We start from the raw sequence: 15155 nt of genomic DNA on the forward strand, positions 1-15155 counted from the left end.
ACAACACCCTCGATGTACAGGCCGGCGGCGCCCTCATTTCGGGCGGTCGCGGCAACGACACGATCGCCGCCAACGGCGGCGGCAACACTTACCTCTACCGCCTCGGTGACGGTACCGACACGATTGCCGATACCAGCAAGCAGAACGGCTTTGCCGCCGAAAACACCCTGCGCTTCGGCGCCGGGATCCGGCCGGGCGACATCAAACTCGGGCTCGGCTCCTTGCTCATCCGGGTCGGCAGCCACCCGGCCGATGTGATCCACATCGAAGGCTTCAACCCGGAGAACGCACTCGGACAGCCGACCATCGACCGTTTCGAATTCGCCGACGGCACGGTGTTGAGCCATGCCGAGCTTCTGGCGCGAGGCTTCGATCTCGATGGCACGGCGAACGCAGATACGATCACCGGCACCAGCGTCGCCGACCGTATCGCCGGCAAGGAAGGCAACGATACGCTTGCCGGCGGAGGCGGGAACGACACCCTGACCGGCGGCACCGGCGACGATGTGCTTTCGGGCGGTGCCGGGGACGACACCTACGTCTGGGGTGCCGGTGACGGGCAGGACACGATCGACAATATTGACAACGCAGCAGGACGGATCGACACGCTGCGCATTGCCGGCACGCTGACGCCGGCCGATCTGGCGTTCGTTCCCTACGGCAACGACCTCATCGTGCGCGTTCGCGATTCGTCCGAGCAGATTGTCGTGCGCAACCACTACACCAGTGCGCCGATCGATGCCATGGCGTTCAGCGACGGCACGGTATGGGATCGCACGGCGATCGATGCGCACGTCACGAACGAGTTGTCTGACGACGCTGATATTTATGCTGGCACGGCCGGGGACGACACCATCGATGGCCGCGGCGGCAACGACATTCTCAGTGGCCTGGGCGGCAACGATGTCATATTGGGCGGTGCCGGCAACGATACGTTGAACGGCAACGAAGGAAACGATCTGTTGACGAGCGGTGCGGGTGTCGACACGCTGATGGGTGGTGTCGGCACGGATACGCTGGATGGCCGGGGCGATGCCGCGACGGATTCTCTGCAGGGCGGTGGCGACGGCGATATCTACCTGTTCGGGCGCGGTAGCGGCGCCGACACGATCAACGAAGGCGGCGATGCAGTATCGGTCGACACGATCCGCGTCGATGCCGATGTTTCGCCGTCGCAGCTTATCGCGAAGCGTACCGGCAACGATCTGGTGCTGCAGATCGCGGGGACGACCGACCAACTGACGGTCGTAGGCGCCTACGGGGCCGGTGCAGGCACGGCAGTCCGCATCGAGCGCATTGAGTTTGCGGACGCCACGGTGTGGACGGAAACGGAAATTCGTCTGCAGGTGTTGGCAGCGCTGGCCACCAGTGGCAACGACACGATCGTCGGGTTTGATGGAGACGATGTGATTTCCGGTCTTGCCGGCAGTGACACCATCTATGCGCGAGACGGAAACGACCTCCTGTTGGGCGGGGACGCCAACGACTACCTCTACGGCGAGAACGGTGACGATACACTGGATGGCGGTACGAGCGGCGGGGTTTCATACGGCGGCCTCGGCAGCGATACGTACCGCTTCGGCCGAGGCGGCGGAGCGCAGTACTTCGAAGAATCCGGTGAGAACGCCGGCGACATCGATACTATCGTCATGGGTCCGGGGATTCTGCCTTCGGACATTTTGCTGTCGCGCGAGAAAATTCTAGCCGAGGCAGACGGGCTGCGCATTGCTCTCAAGTTGAGCAATGGAACGCTTTCTTCCGATTCGTTTACCAGCTCGACTCACTTTAGTAGCGCAGGTGGTGCTCAGCGCGTCGAACGTATTGTTTTTGAGAACGGCACCATCTGGGACCAGACGACAATCATCGCCATGCTGGATACCGGCACGGATGGCAACGACACGATCAACGGCGACCGCTGGGATAGCGTGCTTGATGGTAGAGCCGGGAATGACACGCTCTACGGTTACAGCGGCAACGATTCCATCTCCGGAGGCGCAGGCACTGACGCACTGTACGGCGGCGTTGGCAACGATACCTACCGCTATAGTCGCGGCGATGGCAACGATACGATTGATGAGACGCTCTATCAGAATGGAGGCGGGACTGACACGCTGGCGTTCGGCAGCGGGATCTTGGCGGAAGATATTGGCCTCTATCGCAATGGCAGCGATCTGATCGTCGTGGTCGACAACAGCTCGAACCAGATCAAGGTGGCAGGCTTCTTCACCAATGCGAACTACCAGATCGAGCGCATTCTTTTTATAGACCAGAGCGAGTGGAATGCGGCAGAGATTGCGCTACGTACCACCGTAGCGGGTGTACCGAACACGATGACCGGCACGGCAGGCGACGACACGTTCATTGTCGATAACACGCTCGATACCGTCAACGAAGCGGCAGACCAGGGGACGGACACCGTGCTGTCAAGCGTCAGTTATACCCTTGGTGCGAACATCGAGAACCTGACGCTGACCGGAGTGCTGAACATTGACGGTACCGGAAACTCGCTCCGGAACACGATTACCGGAAACATCGGTAACAACGTGCTCAGAGGCGATGGTAGCGATACGTTGATCGGGAACCCAGGAGACGACATCTACTACGCTGACCTCGGCGTAACAGTAGTCGAGAATTCAGGTGAAGGCTTCGATACGGTCTATGCGAGAGCCGTCGACGTGTACCCCGGCTACACCCTAGCGGAAAACGTGGAGCACCTTGTGTCCTATGGTTCCGCAGGGTGGAAGAGCAGGGTTTCCGGCAACGCGGGAGACAACTACATTGAGGCCCGCCAGGGCGACTACGTCGATGGCCGGCAGGGTGCGGATACCATCCTCTTTCGGCAGGACTTGGGGGATTGGACCTGGTACTTCCCGTCAAGTGAAATTCTTGGTAGCACAGCTTACGTAGATGACCTCGGCGATCGGGTTCTCTTTGCGGATGCCACCGAAGCAGCGCGATCGCGTGTCATCAGCTCGGTAAACAACTATGTGCTTAACAGCGGGATCGGTACTTTGGAACTCAATGCGGGCACGCCAGCACAGATCGGGTTTGGCAATGGCGGCGACAACATTCTTCTGGGGAACGATAACGCAAACACCCTGTACGGGATGGATGGTAACGATACGCTCTTCGGCGGTCTTGGCGCAGATGACCTGGTAGGAGGAAAAGGGAACGATTCGTACTACCTGAATCCCTGGCGTACGCCTTACAACGGGTCGGGGACGCAGTACACGTATACAAACCCTGTGGAGGGAATTGACTCGGTTGTTGAGTTGGCAGGTGAGGGCCGAGATACCGTCTATTCAATCTATGACTATGCGTTGCCGGAGCATGTTGAAGACCTTGTTCTGGGGAGCTACCAAGATACTTCCTCGTCCTGGCCGGTGACACGCTACGCAAGCGTCGGAACGGGTAACGGTTTCGCCAACTCGATCATCGGTAACAATGGTGACAACGTAATCGACGGCAAGGAAGGGTTCGATTACATGAAGGGTGGCGGCGGGAACGACACCTATTATGTCGATGACACCCGTGATCTCGTCGATGAAAGTGCGGGCGGGGGAATCGACACTGTTTTCAGCTCGGTTTCTTATTCTCTGTGGCCCAACATTGAAAACATCATCCTGACTGGATCTGGCGCTGACATAGCAACAGGAAACGACAGCAGCAACGTACTCGACGGCTCCCAGAATTCGGCTGCCAACCAGTTGATCGGTGGCCTTGGTGACGACACTTATGTGATCGGTGACGGCGATACGATCGTGGAGCTCTCCGGAGAGGGGTCCGATACGGTGGTGACAGCGCAAAGCCATGTGGCCGAAAACAACATCGAGAACGTTCGTCTGACAGGGGTGCTTGCAGTCTCTGCTACTGGAGACTCCGGCAACAATGTTCTCGACGGTTCGCTAAATTCATCGGCAAACCTGCTTGTCGGTCTTGGTGGCGATGACACCTACGTTGTCGGCAGCGGCGACGTGATCGTCGAGACTGTAGATGGCGGGATCGACACGGTGGTTTCCACGATGGCCACATATACGCTGCAGACCAACCTCGAAAACCTCACCCTCGGCGCCTCTGCCGGGGCGGCAACGGGCGTGGGCAATGCCCTTGACAATGTGCTCGGAGGCAATGAATTCGATAACCGCCTCGATGGTGGTTTGGGGGCAGATACGATGCGTGGCGGTTCTGGCAGCGATATCTATGTAGTCGACAACCTCGGCGATGTTGTCGAAGACGATTACGGCAACGATACCGTTGAAGCCTCTGTTTCCTATACGCTTGCCGGCAACGTCGAATCACTGGTGCTCAAGGGGAATGCCGCAATATCTGGCACCGGCAACGCACTGTCCAACACGCTCGACGGCTCGCAGAACACCGCCGCCAACCAACTGGCCGGGGGTGCCGGCAACGATCGGTACATTCTGGGTGAGGGCGATACGGTTACTGAGAGCGCCAATGAAGGTACCGATACTGTCGTCACGGCCTCATCTTTCGCTCTCGGTGAAAACATCGAGAATCTGGAGCTTCTTGGCAGTGAGAATGTCGACGCGACCGGAAACGCGCTCGACAACTCACTCTTCGGCAACAGTGGCGCCAACTTGCTTGACGGTTCCGGAGGTAATGACATCCTGGTTGGTCTCGGCGGCGACGATACCTACATCGTCGATAGCGCGGCTGATCAGGTGTTTGAGGATGCAGATGGTGGTATCGATACCGTGAAGAGCTCAGTTTCCTATGCGCTGAGCGGCACGGTTGAGAATCTGACCCTGACTGGCAGCGGTGCGATCGACGGCACGGGGAACATGTTCGACAACGTCTTGCGCGGCAATGCAGGCGCCAACGTTCTTCAGGGCACGTGGGGCAACGATACTTATTACGTCGGCACTGGCGACGTGGTGATCGAGAATGTTGGCCAAGGAACGGACACCATCGTTTCTGAGGTGGCTTGGGCGCTTGGTTCTACTGTCGAGAATCTTGTGCTTGCAGGAAGTGCATCGATCGATGGTACGGGCAACGATCAATACAACCAACTGACGGGTAACGCTGGCAATAACCGGCTCGATGGGCAGGGTGGCGGCGACATGATGACGGGCGGGCTCGGGGACGATATTTATGTGGTCGATTCGATTTTCGATGTCGTCGTAGAATCTGCCGCCGAAGGCATCGATACGGTTGAATCGTCGATTTCGTTGGCTTTGGCCAGCAACGTCGAGAATCTGACGCTGACGGGAATCAACGCAGTTCAGGGAACGGGCAATTCGCTCGACAATACGCTGATCGGTAGTCTCGGCGTTAATTACGTGCTTGAAGGTGGGGCCGGTAACGATCATCTGAGCACGGGCTCTGGTAGTGATTATCTCAACGGCGGTACCGGTGCGGATGTGATGACAGGTGGGGCCGGCGACGATAGCTATGATGTCGACAACGTCGGAGACGTCGTAGTCGAACAGGCGGGTGGTGGCGCAGACGTTGTTTATGCGTCCATCAGCTACACGTTGGGTACGGACGTCGAGACCCTGCATCTGAGAGGCACTGCCGCAATTGATGGCATAGGTAACGCGGGCGCCAACACCATTTACGGAAACGCGGGAAACAATCGCCTGGATGGCAAGGCGGGGGCTGATCATTTCTATGGTGGCGGCGGTTCGGATACTTACGCGATCGACAACTTAGGCGATGTTGTGGTCGATGGTGGAATTTTCGATAACGACACCATCGAATCCTCGGTCGACTGGATTCTGGATAGTTATCAGGAAAATCTGGTGCTTGCCGGATTCTCTGCTATCAACGGCAGCGGTAACAGTTTCGACAATCAGATCACTGGTAATGCTGCCAACAACTTACTTGATGGCGGACAAGGCAACGATACCTACTTCTTCTCGATTGGTGGCGGCCATGACACGATCCAGGAGGCAGCAGACAATACCTCTGGCAAGAACAACGTTCTTCGCTTGGGTGCGGGCATTGTACCGAACGATGTGATTCTCTCCCGTATCGGCAACGATCTTGATGTGGCAACTTCCGGGACTTCCGATCGCGTGACGGTACGGAATTTCTACCTGAACAACGACGTACGAAATGCAGAGAACCCGATCCAGCAGATTGTGTTTGCCGACAGCACCGTCTGGGATCTGCAGGCAATTCAGCATGTGATCTTCGCCAATCATTTGCCGACCGGAAACGTCTCCGTCAGCGGCAATCCCGCTCAGAGTGAGACGCTTTCCGTTACAAACACCCTGGCCGACGTCGACGGCCTGGGCGTCATCTCGTATCAGTGGCAGAGGTCGGCAGACGGCGCCGTGTGGAACGACATCGATGGGGAAACGGGCAATGCGCTGACTTTGGCGGAATTTCATGTCGGTCATCAGATTCGTGCCTCGGCAATCTACGTCGATGGCTTGGGCATGCAGGAATCCGTGACCAGCGCCCCCACATCCCTCGTAGCGAACGTCAACGATTCTCCGGTCGGAAATGTGACAATTATCGGCAATGCCGTGCGAGACCAAGTGTTGAGTGTGTCGAGCGGCGTGTCCGACGCCGATGGCATGGGGGCGATCAGCTATCGTTGGCAACAGTCGGCGGACGGTATGGCATGGCAGGACATCGTCGGGGCGAACACTCCTTCGCTCGCCCTGCCCGATGTGTTGGTCGGACAGCGGGTGCGCGCTGTCGCGAGCTATGTCGATGGCCATGGGACAAGCGAATCGGTCGTTAGCGATGCGAAGCTGGTGCTGGCGGCGATGAATCATGCACCGATTTTCCTCGGCGGGACCGGCCGACCCGGCGTCGTTGTGACCGATGCAGGAACGACGGACGACTGGGCCAGCGCAGTCGACATTCAGGCCGACGGAAAATTCGTCGTATCGGGCAAGAGCCTCGACAGCAACGGTTATCCCGATTTCACGCTGTATCGGTATAACGCCGACGGATCTCTTGATAATACGTTCAATGGCACCGGCAAGGTCACGACGGCGGTCGGACCGTACTACGACTCAGCCTGCGGTGTTCGCGTACTTCAGGACGGCAAGATTGTGGTCGGCGGCTTTTCTTCGCAGGGGCTCATTGACTTTGCGATCGTGCGTTACAACGCCGACGGCTCGCTCGATACAAGCTTCGGTGGCGACGGCGTGGTCACGACCGACATCAACACATGGTGGGATCAGGCGTATGCGATGACCGTTCAGGCCGACGGCAAGATCATTCTCGGCGGCATGGCCTCAGGTGTGCCCAGCAATTTCCAATCGTTCGCACTTGTCCGCTACAACGTCGACGGCACTCTCGACACAAGCTTCAACGGCAGCGGCAAGGTCATGACCTCCATCGGTTATGAAACCCAGTCTTTGAATGCCGTCAAGGTTCAGGCGGACGGCAAGATTCTGGCGGCCGGTTATGCTATGTCTCAAGGGCCCGGCTACGATCTCGTCCTGCTCCGATATAACACCAACGGTTCTCTTGATACTACCTTCGCCCAGGACGGTGTGGCGGTGTACGACGGGGGGGCGTCTGACATTGCCAACGCATTGGCGATCCAGTCGGACGGGAAGATTCTCGTGGTCGGTTCGAGTTCGAACTACGCCTGCTTGTTCAGGTACAACACTAACGGGACTCTGGACACAACTTTCGGCAGTGGCGGGAAACAGACCCTTACCGTTGGGCCTTGGGAAAACGGTGATTGCCTGTCCGTGCTACCCAGCGGAAAGATACTTGTGGCGGGCCATCGCTACAACGGGGTGACAGATTCGGATATTGCGGTTGCCCGGTATAACCAGGACGGTTCTCTTGACGGCACATTCGGTGACGGAGGCATCACCTCCGTGTCGATCAGCAATACCGCTGATGCCGCCAGCGCTCTACGTGTTCTGCCGGACGGGCGATTTGTGATTGTCGGCGGCCGCTATTCGGATGATTGGTCGAACAGAGATATCGCTGTCGCCAGATTCAATGCCGACGGCACACTCGACTCGACTTTCGGTTCTTCCGGACTGCTTGCCGATTGGTCGATCGACAAGGGCAGCGCACTCGAATTCACCGTTCCTGAGGGAATGTTCAGCGACATCGATGCGGGCGATGTGCTGGCCTATGGTGCAACCCTCTCGAACGGGATGCCGCTGCCGAACTGGCTGACGTTCAATGGCGCGACCAGAACGTTCTCGGGAACGCCTACGAATGCCGATGTGGGAACGATCGGTATCCGTGTCAGTGCGACTGATATTGCCGGGGCAACGGCATACAGCAATGTTTTCACTGTCTCCATCGCATTCGTCAATTCGGCGCCGGGTGGTGAAGTTGCAATCAATGGGTCCGCCACCCAGAATCAGACACTGACGGCTGACAATGCGCTTACCGACGACGACGGTCTCGGCGCCATGAACTACCAGTGGGAAAGCTCTGCCGACGGCAGTTCGTGGGGCAATGTTTCTGGCGCCACCGCAAGTCAGATCACTCTGACGGAGGCGCTTGTAGGCAAAAAACTGCGCGTCGTGGTGAGCTACACGGACGGCTACGGCACCGCCGAGTCCGTCACCAGCGCCGCAACGAGCGCGGTTGCCAACGTCAATGACGCGCCGATTCTGGTCAGTCCGCTGAGCGATCAGCTGGCCACCGAAAGCGTACCGTTCTCGGCAACACTGCCGGCGGGGGCCTTTGCCGACGTCGATCTCGGTGACGTGCTGACCTATACGGCAACACAGGCCGATGGCTCGGCCTTGCCTGCCTGGCTCTCCTTCGATGCGACAACGAGAGCCTTCAGCGGCACACCAGCGGCAGGTGGCGTGCTCAGCATTCGTGTCACCGCAACGGATACCGGCGGACTGTCGGCCAGCGACGTCTTCAATATCACGATCGACAGCTACAACAAGACGCTGACCGGCACCGCCAATGCCGATACCCTGACGGGCGGCGTCGGCAACGATACCCTGTACGGGCTCGGCGGCAACGACGTCCTGAACGGGCAGGGGGGCAATGACACCCTCGACGGCGGCGCCGGCAACGACACGATGGCAGGCGCCGCCGGCGACGACACCTACCTCGTCGACAGCGCCAGCGACGTCGTGACCGAGGCGGCCGGTGCCGGCATCGACCTCGTCCAGTCCAGCATCACCCTTACCCTGGCCAGCAACGTCGAGAATCTCACGCTCACGGGTTCCGCAGCCATCAACGGCACCGGCAACACGCTGGCCAATGTGCTTACCGGCAACAGCGGCAACAACACGCTGTCCGGCGCCGCAGGCAATGACACGATGATCGGCGGCACCGGCAACGACACCTACGTCGTCGATGCTGCGGGCGATATGGTCGTCGAAAACGTGGGCGAAGGGACCGATCTCGTCCAGTCGAGCGTGACGTACACGCTCGCTGCCAACATCGAGAACCTGACACTCACCGGAACGAGTGCCATCAACGGCACCGGCAACGATCTTGCCAACCTGCTCACCGGCAATAGCGGCAACAACACCCTCAACGGCGGCGCCGGTGCCGATACCCTGATCGGCGGTGCCGGCAACGACACCTATGGGGTGGGCGACGCAGGCGATGTCATTACCGAAGGCTCCAATGCCGGCACCGACCTCGTGCAGTCCAGCGTGACCTACTCGCTCGCCGCCAACGTCGAGAACCTGACCCTGACCGGAACTGCAGACATCAACAGCACCGGCAATACCCTTGCCAATACGCTGACCGGCAACAGCGGCAACAACGTGCTCGACGGCGGTTCGGGTGCCGACACCTTGATCGGCGGCGCCGGCAACGACACCTATATCGTTGACAACACCACCGATGTGGTCACCGAAGGTTCGGGGGCCGGTACCGACCTCGTGCAGTCCAGCGTGACCTACACGCTTGCCTCCAACGTCGAGAACCTGACGCTGACGGGTACCGGCACGATCAACGGGACCGGCAACACGCTGAACAACGTGCTCACCGGTAACGCCGGCGCGAATACGCTGAACGGCGGGACCGGTGCCGACACGATGGCCGGCGGCGCCGGCAACGACCTCTACGTGGTCGATCACGCTGGCGACGTCGTCACGGAAAATGCCGGCGAAGGAACCGACACCGTCCAGGCGGGGATGACCCACACTCTGGGCAGCAACCTCGAGAACCTCACGCTATCGGGCAGCGCGGCCATCAACGGCACGGGCAACACCCTGGATAACCTCATCATCGGCAATAGTGCCCAGAACACCCTTTCCGGTGGTAGTGGCGCCGACACGATGCAAGGCGGTGCCGGGGATGACACCTACGTGGTCGACCACACCGCGGAGGTGGTGACCGAGGCTGGCAATGCAGGCACCGATCTCGTGCAGTCGAGCGTCACCCATACCTTGTCCGCCAACGTTGAGAACCTGACCCTGACCGGCAGCAACGCCATCAACGGCACCGGCAACGAGCTCAACAACGTGCTGACCGGCAACAGCGTGGCCAACAGTCTCACGGGCGGCGCCGGCAATGACTCGCTGAACGGCGGCGCCGGGGCCGACACGATGCTGGGCGGACTGGGCGACGACGTCTACACCGTCGACAACAGCGCCGATGTCGTGACGGAAAACGCCGGCGAAGGCATCGACCTCGTCAACAGCAGCCTCACGCTGACGCTGGCCACCCACGTCGAGGCGCTGGCGCTTTCCGGATCTTCCGCCCTCAACGGCACCGGCAACGCCCTCGACAACCTCCTCAGAGGCAATGCCGGCGCCAACACGCTGAACGGCGACACCGGCAACGACCTCCTCGAAGGCGGCGGCAGCAACGATACCCTCACCGATACCGCCGGCACGGCCCTCTTCAACGGCGGCACCGGCACCGACATCCTCACCGGCGGCGCCGCGGCCGAGATCTACCTCGGCGGCCTCGGCAACGACACGTACACGACGGCCGGCGATAACGACATCCTCCTCTTCAACAAGGGCGACGGGCAGGACACCTTCGCCGCCGGAGGAACGGGCAGCGATACCCTCTCGCTCGGCGGCGGCATCGATTACGCCGACCTCAGCTTCAGCAAATCGAGCAATGACCTCGTCCTGAAGACCGGCGGTACCGACCAGATCACCTTCAAGAACTGGTACGCCACCACGCCCTCGAAGCCCGTGCTCAACCTGCAGATGATCGCCGAAGCCATGGCCGGATTCACGCAGGGCGGCAGCGATCCGCTCAAGGATCAGAAAGTGGAAAACTTCAACTTCGCGGGCCTGGTCGGCGCCTTCGACGCTGCCCGCGTGGCCAACCCCGGCCTCACCAGCTGGGCGTTGACCAATGCGCTCGCCAACTTCCAGCTGGCCGGCTCGGACACGGCCGCGATAGGCGGCGATCTGGCCTACCAGTACGGCAAGAACGGCACGCTGGCCGGCATCGGCCTGACCTCCGCCCAGCAGGTGATCGGCGACGCCGGCTTCGGTACGCAGGCGCAGACCCTGCGGCCGCTGGCGACCATTCAGGAAGGAGCGCTGCGTTTGTCGTGACGTGTAGCCATCCATCATTTCTGCGAATGCCGGAATCCAGCAACGGCGCATCCAGCATGTGCTGTGAGAATTTGTCTGGGCGCCGGCGTTCGCCGGGATGACGGCTTGTTCCCCGTTCGGATGCCTTCCCAATGACCATGAAACTCCCTTTCAAACTCCCAACGCTGCCGGCGTTGCCCGCACCGGCAACACCGGATTATCACGACTTCTCCCCACCCCTCCTGCGCCTGCAGGACGCACCACCCAACCCGCTCGGCCGCACTGTGCTGCGCGTGCAGGCCGGCATGCTCGGTCTCTTGATCCTCTGGGCCCTGATCGGCAAGCTTGACATCGTGGCCGTGGCCGAGGGCAAGCTCGTACCGCAGAGCTACCTCAAGATCGTGCAGCCGGCCGAGGCTGGCATCGTGAAGGAAATCCTCGTGCGTGAAGGCGAGACGGTGAAGACCGGCCAGGTGCTGATGCGCATGGATACCCTCATCACCGAAGCCGATGCGCAGGCTATCGAAGCCGACTGGCAACGGAAACGCCTCTCCCTGCGCCGCATCGACGCTGAACTCGCCGGCAAACCCTTCCTCGCCGACGCCGAAGATCCCCCCGCGCTCGCCCGCGAGATTGACGCCCAGTCCCGCGCCAACCGCAACGCCATCGAGGCGGCGCTGGCCGAAGAGCGCAGCCGGCTCTTGAAGGCCAGAGCCGAACTCGCCTCCGCCCAGCAGGTACAGACCAAGCTCGCCGAAGTTCTGCCGCACTACCGCGAGCAGGACAAGGCCTACGACAAGCTGGTCAAGGACGGCTTTTCCGGCGGGCTGATGGCCAGCGACAAGAAGCGCGAGCGCATCGAGAAGGAACAGGAACTCAAGACCCAGGCCCACCTGATTGACTCGGCCAAGGCCGGCATCGCCCAGTCCGAGAAAAAGCTCGCCCAGCTCGACTCCGACTACCGGCGCAGCCTGCACGGCGAACGCAACGAGGTACAGGCCGCCTTCGACAAGCTTGCGCAGGAGCGCACCAAGCAGGCCCACCGCAAGGAACTGCTCGAACTCAAGGCCAGCCAGGACAGCGTGGTCAAGGATCTCGCGACGCACACCACCGGCACCGTTGTGCAGCCGGGTACCGTGCTGCTGACGCTGGTGCCGAAAGAGGAGACGCTACGCGCCGAGGTCTGGGTGAGCAATGAGGACATCGGCTTCGTGCGCCAGGGACAGCCAGTCAAGCTCAAGTTCGCTGCCTTCCCGTTCCAGAAGTACGGGATGGTCGAGGGGACGGTCGAACACGTCAGCGCCGATGCGGCGGATGGAGGCATGGGTCACAGCGCAGGCGGCAACGCGCCTAACGACAACAAGGGTCAGAAGAACCCGCAGCCGCTGGTCTACAAGGCCCTGGTGACGCTGAAGGCCATGAAACTGGAGATGGACGGCGCCCGCTTCGCGCTCGGCGCCGGCATGCAGACAAGTGCGGAGATCATGCTGGGGACGCGCACCGTGGCCGAATACCTTCTCTCGCCGGTGCAGAAGGCGTGGCATGAGGCGGGGCGGGAGCGCTAAGCGCTCAGCAAAAAGTCATCCGATAATCAGAGCCGAAGCCGACCAGAATTTTATCGACGTCGGCCTCAAGCGTCGCGGCGCTTCGGGCTTTGAAGGCCATCCACTCGTACTTCATCTTGTGCCAGAGCTGGTTAAAGGCACCAGGTTCCAGGAAAAGCGCCCGCTTCGTTCCCTTTGGACCTTGAACTTCTGTAGTTCTACCGAATCCTGCGTGGATTCCCGGATAGCGCTTTGGCGCGCGCATTGCTATTCTTTCCCCCCAGCCGGATTTTGTTCCAGGCAATTGCCTGCGACGCCCGACGCGGAATGCGCCGTACAGGAGACGCTTCAACATGGCCAGCCCTCTGGACAAACCGTATCTCCAGTATCACCAGCGTACGCTGATCACCGGCCTGGCAGCGACGATCGTGCTGGTCACCATGCGTCGTTTCTTCTGAGCAGTCACCCCGCCCCCCAGGAGCTGCCATGATCGCATCCCCCGCCGCCCGCCTCGTCCTTCGCGAGGATATGACGATCTACCAGGCCCCGTCCCAGAAGGAGCAGTTGCTCGCCGCGCCAGGTACGAATGAAAGTCTTGGGAGGTACCGCGATATGCCTCCCTTCGCGCGCGGAGGAGGGGTGATCACCGATGTCAACGCATCCCCATCGAACAAGGCGAAGGCGAGTGCCTGGCCGCGTCCTGATTTCTAGCAAGACCCCATCCCATTCCCTCTGGAGGCCAGTCATCGTGTTCAAGAATCTTAGAATCGGCGCCCGTCTCGGGCTTGGCTTCGGCATTGTCGTCACCCTGTTGCTCGTTATTTCGGCAGTTGCCTACCTGCGCATCAACGGACTCAACGCCGACGTCGATAAACTGGTCAACAACTTCTTCCCGAAAACGGTCTGGGCCAACAACATCATCGATGCCATCAACCTGGCGGCCCGCTCACAGCGCAACCTGCTGATCGATCCGCGTCCCGAGGAGGTCCTGAAGCAGTACGAGCGCATCGCGGAAGCCAGGAAGACGATCGGCGACAACCTCGACAAGCTGAGGAAGAGCATCGACAGTGATCAGGGCAAGGCTCTTCTCAAAGATCTCGAGCAGGCGCGAAACCTCTACCTGGCGGACCAGGACGAGTTTCTGACGCTGATGAAGGCCGGCCACAAGGAGCAGGCCACCGAAGTCATGCTCAACCGGATGCGCCAATCGCAAGCTTCGTACATCGATGCCTGCGAAAAGGTGGTCGACTTCCAGACCGAGCTGATGACCGCCCAGGGCAAGGAAGCCGACGGGCGCGCCGAGCAGACGGAATGGCTGATCCTGGTGCTGGGCGCCGCCGCGGTAGTCCTGGCTTCGCTGTTCGCCGCCTGGGTCACGCGCTCGATCACGGGGCCGGTCAATGCCGCAGTGCAGGTGGCCAACGCCCTCTCCGAAGGCGACCTGACGGTCAGGGTCAAAGCACAGGGCCAGGACGAAGTCAGCCAGTTGATGTCGGCGATGCAGGCGATGGCCGGCAAACTCGGCGAGATCATCGGTGAAGTCCGTACCGCGGCCGACAACCTCGGCAATGCCTCGGGTCAGGTCTCGGCGACCGCCCAGTCGCTGTCGCAGTCGTCGAGCGAGCAGGCGGCGTCGGTCGAGGAAACCACCGCCAGCATGGAACAGATGAGCGCCTCGATCGTCCAGAACACCGACAATGCCAAGGTCACCGACGGCATGGCGTCGACCGCCGCCCACCAGGCCGCCGAAGGCGGCGAAGCCGTCGGGAGGACGGTCGAGGCGATGAAGACCATTGCCGAGAAGATCGGCATCATCGACGACATCGCCTACCAGACCAACCTGCTGGCGCTCAATGCCGCCATCGAGGCGGCGCGCGCCGGCGAACACGGCAAGGGTTTCGCGGTCGTCGCCGCCGAAGTGAGGAAGCTCGCCGAACGCTCGCAGGTGGCCGCGCAGGAAATCGGCCAGGTGGCCAGGGAGTCGGTGAAACTCGCCGAACGCGCCGGTGCGCTGCTCGGCGAGATGGTGCCGTCGATCCGGAAGACCTCCGACCTCGTGCAGGAGATCGCCGCCGCTTCGCAGGAGCAGTCGGCCGGCGTCGGCCAGATCAACGGTGCGATGGGGCAATTGAACCGGGCGACGCAGCAGAATGCCTCGGCCTCGGAGGAACTCGCTGCC

At 60.8% G+C, this 15155-nt stretch carries 6 protein-coding genes; 4 read left to right on the plus strand and 2 right to left on the minus strand.

Translation table 11 applies throughout. From position 1 onward, the window contains the following. Nucleotides 1–263, minus strand: a 263-nt coding sequence (locus tag CAPSK01_RS23050; RefSeq protein WP_273703715.1) for a hypothetical protein, incomplete at its 3' end; no start/stop codon positions are given. On the opposite strand from CAPSK01_RS23050, the gene CAPSK01_RS14080 reads away from it, so the two are divergent. Both CAPSK01_RS14080 and CAPSK01_RS14085 read left to right on the plus strand, forming a co-directional pair. After that, entirely contained in the window at nt 255–11453 is an 11199-nt protein-coding gene (locus CAPSK01_RS14080) for a calcium-binding protein (protein ID WP_273703716.1), read from the plus strand. The genes CAPSK01_RS23050 and CAPSK01_RS14080 overlap by 9 nt on opposite strands. A 173-nt stretch (nt 11454–11626) precedes the next feature. Beyond that, the gene (locus CAPSK01_RS14085; RefSeq protein ID WP_034927985.1) at nt 11627–12997 is read left to right on the plus strand and encodes an HlyD family type I secretion periplasmic adaptor subunit; all 1371 of its coding nucleotides are present in this window, start codon (nt 11627–11629) and stop codon (nt 12995–12997) included. Between the two features lie 4 nt (nt 12998–13001). Here the strand turns inward: CAPSK01_RS14085 and CAPSK01_RS14090 are convergent, their stop codons facing one another. Then, nucleotides 13002–13331, minus strand: a complete 330-nt coding sequence (locus CAPSK01_RS14090) for a hypothetical protein (RefSeq protein ID WP_034927939.1) — start codon at nt 13329–13331, stop codon at nt 13002–13004. A gap of 131 nt (nt 13332–13462) precedes the next feature. Between CAPSK01_RS14090 and CAPSK01_RS14095 the strand changes: the two genes are divergently transcribed. Both CAPSK01_RS14095 and CAPSK01_RS14100 read left to right on the plus strand, forming a co-directional pair. Then, complete coding sequence (locus tag CAPSK01_RS14095; RefSeq protein WP_034927942.1) at nt 13463–13687, plus strand: hypothetical protein; 225 nt, start codon at nt 13463–13465, stop codon at nt 13685–13687. Between the two features lie 37 nt (nt 13688–13724). Then, a partial coding sequence (locus tag CAPSK01_RS14100; protein WP_273703717.1) for a methyl-accepting chemotaxis protein occupies nt 13725–15155 on the plus strand: 1431 nt, incomplete at its 3' end.

It is taken from the genome of Candidatus Accumulibacter vicinus, from assembly GCF_000584955.1.
Taxonomy (GTDB): Bacteria; Pseudomonadota; Gammaproteobacteria; order Burkholderiales; family Rhodocyclaceae; genus Accumulibacter; species Accumulibacter vicinus.

Coding starts and splice junctions, on each gene's coding strand:
- CAPSK01_RS14090 (WP_034927939.1), bottom strand. CDS start 13,331: ATGTTGAAGCGTCTCCTGTACGGCGCATTCCGCGTCGGGCGTCGCAGG.
- CAPSK01_RS14095 (WP_034927942.1), top strand. CDS start 13,463: ATGATCGCATCCCCCGCCGCCCGCCTCGTCCTTCGCGAGGATATGACG.